Consider the following 17,215-nt stretch of genomic DNA (forward strand, 5'->3'; position numbering starts at 1 on the left):
AAGAGGGAGACAAGCTCCCTCTCTCATCTGACTTACGCCAGAGCTGATTTCGCTTTTTCAACCAGCGCGCTGAACGCTACTTTGTCGAATACGGCGATGTCAGCCAGAATCTTACGGTCAATTTCAACAGAGGCTTTTTTCAGGCCATTGATGAATTTGCTGTAAGACAAGCCATTCTGGCGGGCTGCTGCATTGATACGTGCAATCCACAGCTGGCGGAACTGACGCTTACGCTGACGACGGTCACGGTAAGCGTACTGACCAGCTTTGATTACTGCCTGGAAGGCAACACGATAAACGCGCGAACGGGCACCGTAGTAACCTTTCGCTTGTTTCAGGATCTTTTTGTGACGTGCACGAGCAACCACACCACGTTTTACGCGAGCCATATGCTCTCTCCTAAAGTCTTAATTCTGAGTTAAAAAAAGTTACTTATGCGTAAGGCAGACATGCTGCAACCAGGCCCAGATCGCCTTTGGAAACCATGGCTTTTGGACGCAGGTGACGTTTACGTTTAGTCGCTTTTTTGGTCAGAATATGACGCAGGTTAGCATGCTTACGCTTGAAACCACCGCTGGCGGTTTTCTTGAAGCGTTTAGCGGCGCCACGTACAGTTTTAATCTTTGGCATTGTTATTTCCACTTCGCATTGTTAAACAATGAATCAGATAAGGCGAACAAAAACCGCGCTACGCGAAGGCAGCGCGGAGTGTGTTACTTGAATGCCTTACTGTTTCTTCTTCGGTGCCAGCACCATAATCATCTGACGCCCTTCGATCTTGGTAGGGAACGACTCGACGACAGACAATTCATTCAGATCATCACGAATGCGATTAAGCATTTCGATGCCGATCTGCTGGTGAGCCATTTCACGACCACGGAAACGCAGTGTGATTTTGGCTTTGTCACCATCTTCCAGAAAGCGAATCAGGTTGCGTAGTTTGACCTGATAGTCGCCATCATCGGTACCAGGCCGGAATTTAATTTCCTTGACCTGAATAACTTTTTGTTTCTTTTTCTGCTCTTTAGTAGCCTTACTCTTCTCATAGAGGAACTTGCCGTAATCCATGATTCGGCAAACCGGCGGCTCGGCGTTCGGGCTGATTTCAACTAAATCAACACCTGCTTCCTCAGCTTTCTCTAACGCTTCATTCAGGCTGACAATACCGATCTGTTCGCCATCAACGCCCGTCAGACGTACCTCTTGTGCGCGAATTTCTCTGTTGATGCGATTAGGACGCGCCGGTTGAACTCGTTTTCCGCCTTTAATACCTTATTCCTCCAACTGATGAAGACTACGGCTGCGAATTTCTTCCTGCAGCTTCGTGATTACTTCACTGACGTCCATGCTTCCCAAGTCCTTGCCGCGGCGGGTACGAACAGCTACTTTGCCAGCCTCTACCTCTTTATCGCCACAAACAAGCATATAGGGAACACGCCGTAAAGTGTGCTCGCGGATTTTAAAGCCTATCTTCTCATTTCTCAAGTCCGCTTTAACGCGAATGCCCGCATCCTGCAATTTTCTTGTCAATTCGCTGACATAATCAGACTGACTATCAGTGATATTCATCACCACCGCCTGTACCGGTGCCAACCAGGTTGGGAAGAAACCGGCAAACTCTTCGGTCAAAATCCCGATAAAGCGCTCCATCGACCCAAGTATCGCCCGGTGAATCATGACGGGGACCTGACGCTCGTTGTTCTCGCCGACATAGGATGCACTCAAACGGCCTGGCAACGAGAAGTCCAACTGTACCGTGCCGCACTGCCAGGCGCGATCCAGACAATCATGCAACGTAAATTCGATTTTCGGCCCGTAGAACGCCCCCTCACCCGGTTGATACTCAAACGGAATAGCGTTTTCAGTCAATGCAGCAGCAAGGTCTTCTTCAGCCCGGTCCCACATGTCATCGCTGCCGATACGTTTTTCAGGACGCGTGGACAGTTTCACCACGATCTTCTCGAAACCGAAGGTGCTGTACATGTCGTACACCATCTTGATGCAGCTGTTTACCTCATCACGCACCTGCTCTTCGGTACAGAAGATATGGGCGTCATCCTGCGTAAAGCCGCGTACACGCATCAGACCGTGCAGGGAACCTGACGGTTCATTGCGGTGGCAGCTACCGAATTCCGCCATACGCAATGGCAGGTCGCGGTAAGATTTCAGCCCCTGATTGAAGATCTGCACATGTCCTGGGCAGTTCATCGGTTTGACGCAATATTCACGGTTCTCAGATGACGTCGTGAACATGGCCTCTTTATAGTTTTCCCAGTGCCCGGTTTTTTCCCACAGCACGCGGTCCATCATGAACGGACCTTTGACTTCCTGATACTGGTACTCTTTGAGCTTCATGCGTACAAAAGCTTCCAGCTCGCGGAAAATCGTCCAGCCATCGTTGTGCCAGAACACCATACCCGGCGCTTCTTCCTGCATATGATACAGGTCTAGTTGCTTACCGATTTTACGATGATCGCGCTTGGCGGCTTCTTCAAGGCGTTGCAGATAGGCGCTCAGCTGTTTTTTATCTGCCCAGGCAGTGCCATAAATACGCTGCAGCATTTTGTTTTTGCTGTCACCGCGCCAGTAGGCACCGGAGGTCTTTTGCAGTTTAAAATGATGGCAGAAACGCATGTTAGGTACGTGCGGACCACGGCACATATCGATATATTCTTCGTGATGGTACAACCCAGGGCGATCATCATGGCTGATATTTTCATCAAGAATCGCCACTTTGTAGCTTTCGCCACGTGCCGTAAACGTATCACGCGCTTCCTGCCAGCTGACTTTTTTCTTGATAACGTCGTAATCTTTGCTCGCCAGCTCATGCATCCGCTTTTCAAGCAGTTCCAAATCTTCCTGCGTCAGGGTGCGATCCAGATCGACGTCATAATAGAAACCGTTGTCGATCACCGGACCAATCGCCATTTTGGTATCCGGCCACAATTGCTTGATAGCATGTCCCAGCAAATGTGCGCAGGAATGGCGAATAATTTCCATCCCTTCTTCATCTTTGGCAGTGATGATTGACAGTTGCGCATCAGATTCAATGACATCGACAGCGTCAACCAACTCACCATTAACCCGACCGGCGATACACGCTTTCGCCAGGCCAGGCCCGATATCCAGTGCGACATCAAGAGGAGAAACGGCGTGGTCATAATGACGCTGGCTGCCGTCAGGAAGCGTAATAACAGGCATGTAAATTCCCTTATTTGCAGTGGTGAGCCACACGAAAGCCCACGTGCAAACGATAATTGCGTTTGATTTAGATGGTCGGAGGAAAAGGATTTAACCCACAATTGTTAAATCAATCCCATCCTGTTGCAGGCATCATGGCGACAGTCATCGTGCAATTCAGCAAGATGAGCCACGCTAACCTGACGGCGTAGAGTAGCACCATGCTCCGGGGGATGCCACCCATCAGGCCAAAACAGGCGGCAGAAATACAAGCGGCGAACACCGTAGGTAAGATATGGGATAGTCTATTAATCTGCGCTCTTCGACAGAAATACCAGGATACATGGATCAGTTACCGCTCAGGGATCATGTCTTTAAACAACACATCAACTTCGCTTTCTTTGGTTTCCGTCGGTACGGGTTGCTCAAGCAGAGGTTCGGCTTGCTGGATCGGCTCTGTCACCGGCACCAAAGATTGCAATAACGCAATTTGCTGTTTCTGTTGTTCAACAATTTCATGCAGCAGCATGATCTGTTCATTGGCCCTCACACTGGCGCGATTGATAAAAAACCACACCAGAATCACCAGCAGCACAATGAGTGCGACAAAAACCACTTCCAGCATGTCTGAAGCAAAACTACTCATGTCTAAAACCTGTTACGTAACCTGACTCAGGCGCGCATTCTAGCACTGTGCCACCAGACAATTCGACAGTCATACCGCAATTCATCGTCTGGATGCCGGGTTTAGCTCATAAAAAAGCCTGTCGCCGAGACAGGCTAATAGCCGGAATGCGGCCAAAATATTCCAATTTCAGAATGGGTAATCGTGATATCCCATTTGATCAGAAATATTGCGTGCCGCCGTATGCAGCATGGCTACATACTCATGCTTATTTTCTTCCGAGAAACGGATCGTCGGGAAAGAAATACTCAGGCCGGCGATCACCACACCGAAACGATCAAATACCGGAACAGCGATACAACGCAAGCCTTCTTCCTGCTCTTCGTTGTCTTCGCCATATCCCTGCTGGCACACCAGGTCAAGCAGGGGCAATAACTCTTCCGTATTTCCGATAGTGTGTATAGTACTACGCTTGAATTCCACATGAGACAGAATTTCTTTGACCTCTTCACGGTCACGCCAGGCTAACAGCACTTTGCCAATTGCCGTGCTGTGTAGCGGATTCCGGCGACCAATACGGGAATACATACGCAGGTTATACATAGAGTCGATTTTATGGATATAGACGATACTGTCTTCATCCAACGCACCGAGATGAATGGTTTCACGCGTTAACGCCGACAATTCCCGCATCTGAATATCTGCACTGCGGATAAGATCAACGTTTTGCAGCGCTTTAGCACCCAATTCAAACAATTTCAGCGTCAGCGAGTATTTCTCTGATTCACCTTCCTGGGCAACATACCCCAGAGATTTCATCGTCTGCAGGAAACGATAAACCGTACTTTTAGACATCATCACACGCTGTGAAAGTTCCGTAATGCCAATTTCACGCTCTTCGCCCAATGCCTGTAAAATACCAAAAACCTTTAAGACTGATGACACGGAATCGGGTTGTTTATCTAAATCTGCAATAGCCATTTTTGTGGTCACCCTACTCAGTATTTTTGTTTTAAAAAAAATAGAACACTTGTTTTAGTATAAAGGGAACGCTTTGAATATGGCAATCAAGCATTACTACAACTGAAAACACGATCAAATATTAACCACGGCAACAATGGAGCTGCCCGGTTAATAATTATTCTATACCCGTCATACTTCAAGTTGCAGGGGCGTTGCCCAACACGCTAGCGTGTTGTTCTGCAACTCGAATTATTTGGGGTATAAAAGTGAAAAAACCGCACCTTTGACAGGCACGGTTGCAGGACTGTTATTGCCAAACCGAATCAGGTACCTTTGCCAGATACAATGCGGGTTTGCCATCGACGTCAGACGTAAACAGGATATGTTTATCATCCGGCGTGAACGATGGATGCGGATGCGTAACCTGGCGGTCGCCTTCCAAAACTTCCCAGGAGGTGTTGTGTTGCGCAACCTGGAAATGTTTCCCTGTTTTCATGTTGAACACATACAGGAAAGGATCGTTTTCAATCTTGTAACCACCGTCATCTTTTACATCCACCGGCGCATTACAGCCATCCCCGACCATCAGCGTACCATCATAATTACTCATCAAGTGAGAACACGGCGGCATTTCCGTTAGTTGACGATTTTCCAACGAGACAGGATCAACACTGCAAATAAACCGATTGGTGCTACCTTTCAGATAAGAAACATAGGCCAGCGCAGAACCATTCGGTACCCAGAACTCATGGGTACAGCTTTCACCTGGTGCATGGTCTTTCACCTTACGCATATTGGAGCCGTCTTCATTGATAAACCACATGCGAGCATCAACCAGATCATGCGGCCCTTCATGACAAAAAGCCACGGTATTATCATCGCCGGGACGATAAATGGGGTGACCCAGCCATTGTTTTTCCTGCAGAATAGTGGTGGCTTCGCCGGTTTTCAGATCGATGCGAATCAAACGGCAACATGGGTTAGTAAAATAGAATTCCTGGAATTTTTTCCAGTCTGTCAGTGGCTTCCAGTCCTCTTTCTTAATCTCAATACCAACCATCTTGGTACAATCAGAGTTAGCAACCCAGGTACCGTACCCAACCCAATCATCCGGCACCTGATAAATATTGGTTTCCTCCAGTGTGTTCAGGTCAACGCGCATCAGATTACGAACATTCTTCACATAGTAAAGCGCATCGTCATCCGGAGATAGAAAGCCACCAAACGTGTTATCGCCGGCCCCTTCGGTCAACTGCGTCGCCTGCTGGGTCTTAAGGTCCAATAAATAATAGTTCCACGGCCCATCAAAGGCGCCACCAAACAGCAGTTTGCTGCCATCGTTGGAAAAACACTTCTGATAGAAGTAGTTGCGGTGGCAGATGACATCAGGCGGAGTGAGACGCACCACTTCGGTGCCAGTGACTGAATCCTGGTAAGTATGGAACGTAAAAGAAAGCTTTTTACCTTTGGCCATCTGTAAATCCTTAGCGCTTATCGTGAAAAATCAGACGACTCAGGATGAAAGATACCGGTCATCCCGATCAATCGCCTTATTATACTGGCATTGTAGAAACAACGTTTCATTTTTCCGTGATCGTGATTTTATTTTATAAAACATTCTTTCTTTTTTTACTGGCAGCAGCAAAATATCAGATTATCCACGAGAAAAAACAAAGGCCCCGCAGGGCCTTTGCAACTAACGTAGTCATATGATTATTTGAGGTACTCGCCTGCACGCAACGCTTCAATACGTTTATCCAGCGGCGGATGCGACAGAAACAATTCGCTGAGGGACTTGGATTTACCGTTAATGCAGAATGCCATCATGCTGCTTGCTTCCTGCGGTTCATAACTGGTTTTCAGTCGCTGTAATGCAGCAATCATCTTCTCACGGCCAACCAGCTTCGCCGAACCGGCATCAGCATGGAACTCACGATAACGCGAAAACCACATGGTGATAATACTGGCGAGGATACCAAACACCAACTCCAGTACCATAGAAACTGCCATATAAATCAGTGGATTGCCATTACTGCTCTCTTCGCTATCATCACGATTACCGGAAAGAAAGCTGGTAACAATTTGTGCGATAATACGGGAAATAAAGATTACAAAGGTGTTCACCACTCCCTGCACCAACGTCATCGTGACCATGTCACCGTTAGCAATATGACTGATTTCGTGAGCAATAACCGCTTCTGCCTCATCCCGGCTCATGTTCTGCAACAGACCGGTACTGACTGCAACCAACGAACTGTCACGACGAGCGCCTGTCGCGAACGCATTAATATCCGGCGCATGATAGATAGCGACCTGCGGCATAGCGATTCCCACCTGCTGAGACTGAGCGCGCACTGTCTCCAGCAGCCAGTGTTCGGTTTCATTACGCGGCTGTTCAATCACCTCACCACCGACTGAACGCAGCGCCATCCATTTAGACATCAATAGCGAAATTATCGATCCGCCGAACCCAAACACGCCAGCCATGATAATCAAGCCCGCCATGCTGTTGTGCTGAACTCCCGTCAGACTGAGCACCAGTCCGAATACCACCATCACCGCCAGGTTGGTGAGCAGGAAAAGCGCAATACGCATCATATGATTCAGATATCCTCTATTATTCAGCAAAAGCAACAAAAGTATTTGCAACACTCACATCGTATGGGTTGCGCTGCCATTTTCAAGCATCCATAACCCTTTCGTTACCAAATTAACACAACTTTACACTTTTATGGTGAGTATTCTGAATGAAAGATGAAACAAGGAACGCAGCACCATCAATGAAAACAGGCGTTCCGCCAGCATCACAGCGGCAGGGAATCTAATGACATGGCGTAGGAAACAAGGAAAATGACTGGCATATTCGCAGATAAAAATGTAATTAAATATAAAGTTTAATATTTGAGATATCCGTCACAACATTATCAGACGGGTGTGATAAATGCCAAAAAACCTCCCGGTTAATGGCATACTCGTTTATTGCTTTTCGCCACAGCACGCACTGATAACTCAAAAATATTGCGATATCTATTCGCATTTACCCTGCTGAAACCATGCCAGTTACATCGTAATGTAGCCATCAAACCAGAGGCGTATCCTCCAGATCTAACAATTTCTCAAACTCTGCTGCCGGCATAGGCCGACCAAACAGATACCCTTGCGCCTGCTCGCATCCTTTGTTGAGCAACCTTTCACACTGTTCTTGTGTTTCGACGCCTTCGGCAATCACATCCAGACCAAAACTTTTACCCAGATAAAGGATAGCGCGGACAATCGCCGCATCGGGCGCTGACTCACACATAGCTCGCACGAAAGTCTGGTCAATTTTAAGCCGCGTGACCGGATAATGTTTCAACATACTCAGCGATGCATATCCCGTCCCATAGTCGTCAAAAGCAATGCCAATACCACTGCTCCGCAAATCATTGAGCGGCTTCATCATATTTTCATCATGCCGCAGTATGATGTTTTCCGTAATTTCCAGCTCCAGTGAACCAGGCTTAAGGCCGGTTTGTGTCAGAATGTCTTTGATTTTCTGCGCCAACATGCCTGAGCGAAACTGAGCTGCAAATAAATTGATACTGATACGGAAATTCTCAGCACCAGACCGACACCACTCAGAAGCTTGTTGACAGGCAGACCGTACGACCCAGTCGCCAATACGCTCCGCCCAAGGGCCACGTTCCAGTGCCGCCATAAATGCCGCCGGACCTAATAATCCTTTATAAGGATGACGCCAGCGCAGCAAGGCCTCAGCCCCCACGACCTTACTATCAATCAGGCTGACTTGAGGCTGATAAAACACCTCGAATTCTTCTTGTTCATACGCCCGAATAAACTCCAGTTGGAAAGCATGACGGGCCTGAAATACTTCTCTCAGTTCACGAGTAAAAAAGCGATAACAGTTACGCCCATCGGCTTTCGCTTGATACAACGCCAGATCAGCACTGGTAAGCAAATCCTGCACAGTAGTCCCATGAGCCGGATAAATGACCAACCCAATGCTGGCACTGGTGTTGATTTGCTTATCATCGACCGGTACGGCTTGCGAAATATCATAAATGATTTTTTCCGCTAGTTTTGCCACCTGCTGTTCGTCACTCTGGTTAGGCAACAGGATAGCAAATTCATCGCCCCCCATGCGGGCAACCAGATCGCCGGTATGAACATTATCCTGTAATCGTCTGGCAACGCTGGATAAAATCTCGTCACCACTGGAGTGGCCGAGACTATCGTTAATATCCTTGAAGCCATCCAGATCAATAATCATGATGGAGGCTGGTTCACCATTTTTCAGCACCAGATCCAACGTGGATGTTAGCAATGTTCGATTAGCCAGCCCTGTCAGCGGATCACGGTGCGCTTGCAGGAATAACCGTTCCTCGTAACGTTTTCTTTCAGTGATATCACGCAGAATAATGCCATAGCGCGTCTGGTTGTTGTCATGCCACATTGACACTGTCAGCTCGGTTGGAATCAGCGTGCCGGGCAAGGCACGCGTATCCAATTCAATTGAACTGCCTTTAAATATGGCGGTTTTATCTGTCGCCAGATGGTGCAACTGCACGACAAACATATCTGGAACGATAATGCTGATGTGCTCGCCGATAATCTGATCGCGACCATATTCCAGCATTTTTTCTGCCGACTCATTCCAAAAGGTAATCGTCCCTCTGTCATTAACGCAGAGAATGGCATCCGGTGATGATTCAGCAATGTTCTCAAAGCGCGCCTGACTGGCCCGGCGAGCTAGATCCAAACGCCGCATTTCCAACTTGTCCATCACCAGCGCGGCAAAATCCTGCAAATTGTGCGCATCACGAGCACTAAGAGAGGCGCGGGGTTTATTATCGACAATGCACAGCACGCCGATAGGAAGGCCGCCTGGCGTACGCAATGGGATACCAGCGTAAAAACGGATGTGCGGGTCACCGGTAACCAATGGATTATCTTTGAAGCGGGGATCTTTGCGCGTATCGGGGATCACCATGATCCGTTTCTTGAGAATCGCATGTGCACAGAAGGATTCATCTCTGGACGTTTCACATATCGTCATGCCAATGCTGGCCGCAAACAACTGTCGCTCTTCCTCTATCAGAGAAATCCATACGATAGGAACGTTAAAAACGTTAGCTGCCAGATTGATCAAATTGTCAAAACCAGGATCAGACAGCGGTTTACTGATGCCGTACTCTCTTAACGCCGCAAGTCGGCTATCTTCATCTTTATTTGCTGGGGCTCGACTCATGGGGTTCCCCTCACATTATCCATTGTTTTTTCTATCAGAAAAAATTGTAGCCTGTTGTCGCGACGGTGATACCGTAACTTTTCACGCAAAAAAAATCATCGACGAATAAAATCCATCGATATCTTTCGATTAAATTTAAAACGATAACTGGCTACTATCCCTCTTTAGCTCTCTCTTCCCACTCCAGGAAGCGCATCTTTCATGCAAATTATCGGGCAGCATCAACAGAATAGCAAAATGCGGACAAGGAGGAAGACCCTTCGCCAAGATTTTCTGAGATTCTCGGTATTGAATAAAAACAGACACAAACACAAGTGGTTAATTATCTTAATAGATCGTTATTCCCAATCATCAATGCAAACTTGATAACTTATTACTATAAAATGTTATTGCTTGTGACTTTCTATAACCGACATATCACCAGATAATTTTCTATAAATTGGTTAAATGAAGAAAAAAAACTTTTCCTTTAAGAAAATTGACGGGTGAAACTAAAACAACAATTAACTTATCAGCGTTATATCAAGTACTAACCTTAATTCTTATACGGTGATGAAACGAGCAAAAAAAGTAAGCCGCCTATTTATTCACTGATGTTATAACAGGCAAAAACTGGGTTTGTGTGCAGAAAACACATTAAAAATAGAAGAGAAAGTAAAGGAATAAGTACAAAATCGATATTACAGAAGTGAGAGAAACAAGTACAGAAAGTGACAATTTGCTGCCAGGCAGCACGTCATAAGATAACCTCACGGAAGCCAAGCCGCCGTGAGGTTTGATTCGATGTCACCATCGATTACATATTGTCGATGATGTCCTGAGCAAACTCGCTACATTTGCGCAGCGTAGCACCTTCCAGCAGACGTTCGAGGTCATAGGTGACGGTCTTGTTCTTAATTGCACCTTCCATGCCTTTCACGATCAGATCAGCGGCTTCAAACCATTGCAGGTGGCGCAGCATCATCTCAGCAGAGAGAATCACAGAACCAGGGTTTACTTTATCCTGACCGGCATACTTCGGTGCCGTACCGTGAGTAGCTTCAAACAGCGCACATTCATCACCAATGTTGGCGCCTGGCGCAATACCGATCCCGCCAACCTGGGCCGCCAGTGCATCAGAAATATAGTCGCCGTTGAGGTTCATACAAGCGATAACATCGTATTCAGCCGGACGCAGCAGAATCTGCTGCAGGAAGGCGTCGGCAATCACATCCTTAATAACGATGTCTTTACCGGTTTTCGGGTTCTTGATTTTCACCCATGGCCCACCGTCGATCAGTTCACCGCCGAATTCGTCACGCGCCAACTGGTAGCCCCAGTCTTTGAACGCGCCTTCGGTAAACTTCATGATGTTGCCTTTGTGTACCAGTGTCACGGAATCACGATCATTAACGATAGCGTATTCGAACGCCGCACGAACCAGACGCTTGGTTCCTTCTTCGGAACAAGGCTTCACACCGATACCACACTGCTGAGGGAAACGGATTTTTTTCACACCCATTTCATCTTGCAGGAACTTGATCACTTTGTCCGCTTCCGGCGTACCGGCTTTCCACTCGATACCAGCATAAATATCTTCGGCGTTTTCACGGAAGATGACCATGTCGGTCAGTTCCGGTTGCTTAACCGGACTCGGCGTACCGTCATAATAACGAACCGGACGCAGACAAACGTACAGGTCCAGTTGCTGACGCAGCGCCACGTTCAGAGAACGGATACCTCCGCCCACTGGCGTGGTCAGCGGTCCTTTGATGGCAACACGGTATTCGCGGATCAGCTCCAGCGTTTCATCCGGCAACCAGACATCTTGACCATACACCTGGGTAGATTTCTCACCGGTGTAAATTTCCATCCAGGAAATTTTGCGCTTACCCTGATAGGCTTTGTTTACTGCGGCATTGACAACGTTAATCATGGCTGGCGTAACATCGACACCAATACCGTCACCCTCGATAAACGGAATAATCGGATTATCCGGCACAACCAGTTTGCCCTGAGCGTCAACCGTAATCTTCTGCCCTTCTGCCGGTACAACTACTTTACTTTCCATTAACTTCTCCTTCGAGCTTCGAGCGCTATTTTTGTTAATGACTTGTAAGATGCGTGTCAATACTACTTGAATATTTAGCCTGAGCCAATCACAAACCATTTCGAGTATAATGGTTTTGTCATCCACAGCCAGTAATATGATGAATAAATTCCCTGTTAAAAATCACAAACTTAAACGTTTCAGCTCTCGGTCTGAAAAAAATAAGACCAAAACGCGTATTGTTTTGTTCAATAAGCCTTTCGATGTCCTTTCTCAGTTTACCGACGAGGGCGGTCGCGCCACGCTGAAAAACTATGTTCCTTTCCACGATATCTATTCAGCCGGGCGGCTTGACAGAGACAGCGAAGGTCTGATGATCCTGACCAATGACGGTAAGCTACAGGCACGCCTGACACAACCCGGCAAGAAAACACCCAAAATCTACTACGCTCAGGTTGAGGGTATTCCTGATGAAGAAGCACTGTGCGCCTTTCGTACCGGACTGATATTGAACGACGGTCCGACGTTGCCAGCCGGCGTAGAGCAAGTGGAAGAACCAGTCTGGTTGTGGCCGCGTCAGCCACCAATCCGCGAGCGTAAGAATATTCCGGTCAGTTGGCTAAAAATCACGCTGTATGAAGGGCGCAACCGTCAGGTAAGACGGATGACGGCGCATATCGGCTATCCGACGCTGCGTTTAATTCGTTACAGTATAGCCAACCAGACTCTTGATGGGTTGCACTCCGGCGAATGGAAGGAGATTGACCATGTTTAAACCACATGTGACCGTGGCCTGCATCGTGCAGGCGGAAGGCTATTTTCTGGTCGTTGAAGAAGAAATTAATCAGCGACGACTATGGAATCAGCCTGCCGGTCATCTTGAAGCGGACGAAACGCTGATTCAGGCGGCACAGCGTGAACTGTTCGAAGAAACCGGCATTCACGCCACACCACAAAGCTTTCTGCAACTGCACCAATGGATCGCACCGGATAACACCCCTTTCCTGCGTTTTAGTTTCACCATCGACCTGCCAGAACGGTTGCCCACCACGCCACACGACAGCGACATCGCCTGCTGTCACTGGCTGAAACCGGAAGAAATTCTGCAAGCATCGTGTTTACGTTCACCACTGGTCGCAGCCAGTCTGACGTGTTATCAACGCGGCCAGCGCTATCCACTGAGCCTGCTGGAAGCGTTTAACTGGCCATTTCCCAACCAAGCCTGATGCTGCCTGGCACGCTGTTTCTCAGGCGGCGTGTCGTTTTTTCCCGAAAAAGCGATTTATGGCTACCCCCATTCAGGATGACCGTGCGATCAAGAGAAATGTGCGATCAAGAGAAATGTGTTAACCTGTTGCGCCTGTTTTTCGCTTTAACGCTTTACACCACATCATCAAGTTCGCGAGACGTCCATGTCAGATAACAGCCAGAAAAAAGTCATTGTCGGTATGTCCGGCGGTGTTGACTCATCGGTATCCGCCTACCTGCTGCAACAGCAGGGATATCAGGTTGAAGGCCTGTTCATGAAGAATTGGGAGGAGGATGACGATACAGAGTATTGCTCCGCCGCTACCGATTTGGCTGATGCGCAGGCTGTCTGCGACAAGTTGGGTATAGCACTGCACACCGTTAATTTTGCTGCCGAATATTGGGACAATGTTTTTGAACACTTTCTGGCGGAATACCGCGCTGGCCGCACGCCCAACCCGGATATTCTGTGCAACAAAGAAATCAAATTCAAAGCGTTTCTGGAATTTGCTGCCGAAGATTTGGGTGCGGATTATATTGCCACCGGCCATTACGTACGTCGTCAGGATGTGGATGGCAAAAGCCGCCTGCTGCGCGGTCTGGATAGCAACAAGGACCAGAGCTATTTCCTTTACACGCTGAGTCACCAGCAGTTGGCGCAGAGTCTGTTCCCGGTCGGCGAACTGGAAAAACCACAGGTACGGAAAATTGCTGAACAATTGGATCTGGCTACCGCCCGGAAAAAAGACTCTACCGGCATCTGTTTCATCGGCGAGCGCAAATTCCGCGACTTTCTGGCGCGCTACTTGCCTGCACAGCCTGGCCCTATCCTGTCAGCCGACGATGGCAAAGTTATGGGCGAACATCAGGGGCTGATGTACCACACATTAGGGCAGCGCAAGGGGCTGGGTATTGGCGGAGTTAAAGAAGGCGGTGACGACCCGTGGTACGTGGTCGATAAAGATGTCGCCAGCAACGTGCTGTATGTCGCACAAGGGCATGAACACCCGCGCCTGATGTCTGTCGGGTTGATCGCTCAACAGTTGCACTGGGTCAACCGCGAGCCACTGACCGAACCGCAGCGTTGCACAGTCAAAACCCGTTATCGTCAGGCTGATATTCCCTGCCTTGTTACACCACTTGACGCTGATCGCATTGAAGTCCGTTTTGACGAACCGGTTGCGGCCGTCACACCGGGTCAATCCGCCGTATTCTATCAGGGTGAAATCTGCCTTGGCGGCGGCATCATCGAAGAGCGCCTTTGCGCCTCATAATCGCCCAATCAAACTAACCAACGGGAACCCTGGTGGTTCCCTTTGTTGTTTCCGGGTTCGCCCCTCAAAACAAGCCAATCACACTATGCGCTGTGTCAAATAAAACACAGTATGGGCACCATTTCCGTTGTCGTGACACTAAACTTTGCATTATCGAACGATCAGGTAAGACGATTTTCAACCTGTGCGGGATTTTACTGGGTTGACGCTGGGTTCATCCTGATTTTTATGGCATGATCACCGCCTTTTTTAGGTTGAGCGAGTGCTTTAGGTGGAGTAATTGCAAACGTGGGCGATATCCACCGACTTTTATTTTTGCTCTGGGGCTGAACCGAAAATACAAACGGTACAACGTGCTCCGGTTTTATTCCGGATTCCCACACCAGCCAGATGATGTTGACAGGAGTAATTGTGGCTAAAAATTATCATGACATTACGCTGGCAATGGCAGGAATCTGCCAGTCTGCTCATTTGGTGCAGCAATTGGCACATCAGGGCAGTTGCAATGCCGATGCGTTAAAAACGTCACTGAAGAGCATCATGAATATTAACCCGTCCAGTACGTTGGATGTGTTTGACAACACGGAATGCCACCTAAAAATCGGCCTGGAAACCCTGCTGGGCATTCTTAACTCCTCACGCGAAGGGCTAGGTGCTGAGCTATCCCGCTACACGTTCAGCCTGATGGTGCTGGAGCGCCGTCTGAACAACAACCGCGATGCGCTGAATGAACTGGGCAATCGCATCAAGCAGTTGGATCGACAACTGGAACATTACGATCTGTTGTCGGATACCTTTATCAATGTGCTGGCGGGCATTTACGTGGATGTCATCAGCAAACTCGGCCCGCGCATTCAGGTAACTGGCGCACAGGACGTGCTGAAAAACCCACAGATTCAAGCCAAGGTACGAGCCGTGTTGCTCGCCGGGATTCGTGCGGCGGTGCTTTGGCAGCAGGTAGGCGGTAGTCGGCTGCAATTGATGTTTTCCCGCAATAAGCTGATACGCCACGCACAAGAGATGCTGTCCCGATGCCGCAGTTGATCCGAATGGGCACACTTACTGATTGAAGACAGCAGCTTATTCCGGTTAGGCCGCCGTCATGCGATACTGTTGATGATGATGCTATTTGTCATGCGCCAGGCTGACGGTAATCAATCTATTATTTTTTATTTGAAAACAATCCCAGGAGTTGCTTGCGATGGAATTATCCTCACTGACCGCCGTTTCCCCCATTGACGGACGCTACGGCGATAAAGTCAGCATGTTGCGCACGATTTTCAGCGAGTACGGTCTGCTGAAATTCCGTGTGCAGGTTGAAGTACGTTGGCTGCAAAAACTGGCGGCCTGTGCAGAAATCAGGGAAGTTCCTGCATTTGATACCGACGCAAACGCTTTCCTTGACAATATTGTCGCCGAATTCAGCGAAGAAGACGCCGCGCGCATTAAAACTATCGAACGCACCACCAACCACGACGTCAAAGCGGTGGAATATTTCCTGAAGGAAAAAGTGGCATCGGTTCCGGCACTGCACGCTGTGAGCGAATTTATCCATTTCGCCTGCACCTCTGAGGATATCAACAACCTGTCCCATGCCCTGATGCTGGATGCCGCCTGCCGCGATGTGCTGTTGCCGTTCTGGCGTAACATTATCGATGCCATCAAACAGCTGGCACAGCAGTACCGCGATATTCCGCTGCTGTCCCGCACTCACGGTCAGCCAGCCACACCGTCCACCATCGGTAAAGAATTTGCGAATGTCGTCTACCGTATGGAACGCCAGTTCCGTCAACTGCAACAGGTGGAAATTCTCGGCAAAATCAACGGTGCCGTAGGGAACTATAACGCCCATATGGTGGCTTATCCGGCGGTTGACTGGCACCAGTTCAGCGAAAGTTTTGTAACCTCGCTGGGCATTAAGTGGAACCCTTACACCACACAGATCGAACCCCACGATTACATTGCCGAACTGTTCGACTGTGTCGCCCGTTTCAACACCATTCTGCTCGACTTTGACCGTGATATATGGGGGTACATTGCCCTTAACCACTTCAAACAGAAAACCATCGCTGGCGAAATCGGTTCTTCTACCATGCCGCACAAAGTTAACCCGATCGACTTCGAAAACTCCGAAGGCAATCTGGGGCTGGCTAACGCGGTGATGAGCCACCTCGCCAGCAAATTGCCGGTATCCCGCTGGCAGCGTGACCTGACCGATTCCACGGTGCTGCGTAATCTGGGCGTAGGCGTAGGTTATGCCGTCATCGCTTATCAGGCTTCCCTCAAAGGCATCAGCAAGCTGGAAGTTAACCATGACCATCTGCTGGATGAGCTGGATCACAACTGGGAAGTGCTGGCCGAGCCGATTCAGACGGTGATGCGCCGTTATGGCATTGAAAAACCCTACGAGAAACTCAAAGAACTGACCCGTGGCAAGCGTGTAGATGCTGAAGGTATGCAGGCATTTATCGACGGGCTGGCACTGCCGGACGACGAAAAAACACGCCTCAAAGCGCTCACCCCGGCTAATTACATCGGTCATGCGGTAAAACTGGTTGACGAACTCTGACTACGCTGTGGGCGGCATCAGTGCCGCCCGACTTATTTCCTGCCTCATTGTTTAGCCTCAGTTGAAAACAACTGTGGAT

The 17,215-nt window shown here is 48.6% G+C and carries 15 protein-coding genes; 5 read left to right on the forward strand and 10 right to left on the reverse strand.

Annotation, left to right across the window (positions count from 1 at the left end; translation table 11 throughout):
- Positions 1-32: 32 nt before the first annotated feature.
- The 10 genes from rplT to icd all read right to left on the reverse strand — a co-directional run bounded on the left by rplT (position 33) and on the right by icd (position 12,066).
- Positions 33-389 carry a 50S ribosomal protein L20 gene (gene rplT, locus Dpoa2040_RS14275; RefSeq protein WP_012769671.1) on the reverse strand — a complete coding sequence of 119 codons (357 nt, stop codon included), beginning with the start codon at positions 387-389 and terminating at the stop codon, positions 33-35.
- Between the two features lie 43 nt (positions 390-432).
- Entirely contained in the window at positions 433-630 is a 198-nt protein-coding gene (rpmI, locus tag Dpoa2040_RS14280; protein WP_012769670.1) for a 50S ribosomal protein L35, read from the reverse strand.
- A gap of 96 nt (positions 631-726) precedes the next feature.
- Positions 727-1,269 carry a translation initiation factor IF-3 gene (gene infC / locus Dpoa2040_RS14285; RefSeq protein ID WP_071604303.1) on the reverse strand — a complete coding sequence of 181 codons (543 nt, stop codon included), beginning with the start codon at positions 1,267-1,269 and terminating at the stop codon, positions 727-729.
- A 3-nt stretch (positions 1,270-1,272) separates the two neighbouring features.
- Positions 1,273-3,201, reverse strand: a complete 1,929-nt coding sequence (gene thrS / locus Dpoa2040_RS14290; protein ID WP_168641683.1) for a threonine--tRNA ligase — start codon at positions 3,199-3,201, stop codon at positions 1,273-1,275.
- Between the two features lie 331 nt (positions 3,202-3,532).
- Entirely contained in the window at positions 3,533-3,826 is a 294-nt protein-coding gene (locus tag Dpoa2040_RS14295) for a YebO family protein (protein WP_168641684.1), read from the reverse strand.
- 168 nt (positions 3,827-3,994) lie between these two features.
- Positions 3,995-4,786, reverse strand: a complete 792-nt coding sequence (gene kdgR, locus Dpoa2040_RS14300) for a DNA-binding transcriptional regulator KdgR (RefSeq protein WP_042870733.1) — start codon at positions 4,784-4,786, stop codon at positions 3,995-3,997.
- Positions 4,787-5,075: 289 nt separating this feature from the next.
- Positions 5,076-6,242: an oligogalacturonate lyase gene (gene ogl, locus Dpoa2040_RS14305; RefSeq protein ID WP_042870736.1), complete on the reverse strand. Its 1,167-nt coding sequence runs from the start codon at positions 6,240-6,242 to the stop codon at positions 5,076-5,078.
- A gap of 239 nt (positions 6,243-6,481) precedes the next feature.
- Positions 6,482-7,366 (reverse strand): protease HtpX, encoded by an 885-nt coding sequence (htpX, locus tag Dpoa2040_RS14310; protein ID WP_042870740.1) that lies wholly within the window; start codon positions 7,364-7,366, stop codon positions 6,482-6,484.
- A 481-nt stretch (positions 7,367-7,847) separates the two neighbouring features.
- Positions 7,848-10,016 (reverse strand): EAL domain-containing protein, encoded by a 2,169-nt coding sequence (locus Dpoa2040_RS14315; RefSeq protein WP_042870742.1) that lies wholly within the window; start codon positions 10,014-10,016, stop codon positions 7,848-7,850.
- 796 nt (positions 10,017-10,812) lie between these two features.
- Positions 10,813-12,066 (reverse strand): NADP-dependent isocitrate dehydrogenase, encoded by a 1,254-nt coding sequence (icd, locus tag Dpoa2040_RS14320; protein ID WP_042870746.1) that lies wholly within the window; start codon positions 12,064-12,066, stop codon positions 10,813-10,815.
- A gap of 139 nt (positions 12,067-12,205) precedes the next feature.
- Between icd and rluE the strand changes: the two genes are divergently transcribed.
- The 5 genes from rluE to purB all read left to right on the forward strand — a co-directional run bounded on the left by rluE (position 12,206) and on the right by purB (position 17,136).
- Complete coding sequence (rluE, locus tag Dpoa2040_RS14325) at positions 12,206-12,820, forward strand: 23S rRNA pseudouridine(2457) synthase RluE (protein ID WP_168641698.1); 615 nt, start codon at positions 12,206-12,208, stop codon at positions 12,818-12,820.
- Positions 12,813-13,271 (forward strand): NUDIX hydrolase, encoded by a 459-nt coding sequence (locus Dpoa2040_RS14330; RefSeq protein WP_042870748.1) that lies wholly within the window; start codon positions 12,813-12,815, stop codon positions 13,269-13,271. The genes rluE and Dpoa2040_RS14330 overlap by 8 nt, the downstream gene beginning before the upstream one ends.
- 186 nt (positions 13,272-13,457) lie before the next feature.
- The gene (gene mnmA, locus Dpoa2040_RS14335; RefSeq protein WP_168641685.1) at positions 13,458-14,567 is read left to right on the forward strand and encodes a tRNA 2-thiouridine(34) synthase MnmA; all 1,110 of its coding nucleotides are present in this window, start codon (positions 13,458-13,460) and stop codon (positions 14,565-14,567) included.
- Positions 14,568-14,978: 411 nt separating this feature from the next.
- Positions 14,979-15,611 (forward strand): high frequency lysogenization protein HflD, encoded by a 633-nt coding sequence (gene hflD / locus Dpoa2040_RS14340; RefSeq protein ID WP_168641686.1) that lies wholly within the window; start codon positions 14,979-14,981, stop codon positions 15,609-15,611.
- A gap of 157 nt (positions 15,612-15,768) precedes the next feature.
- Entirely contained in the window at positions 15,769-17,136 is a 1,368-nt protein-coding gene (gene purB, locus Dpoa2040_RS14345) for an adenylosuccinate lyase (RefSeq protein ID WP_168641687.1), read from the forward strand.
- Positions 17,137-17,215 lie beyond the last annotated feature (79 nt).

Source organism: Dickeya sp. CFBP 2040, assembly GCF_012273755.1.
GTDB classification, from domain to species: Bacteria; Pseudomonadota; Gammaproteobacteria; order Enterobacterales; family Enterobacteriaceae; genus Dickeya; species Dickeya poaceiphila.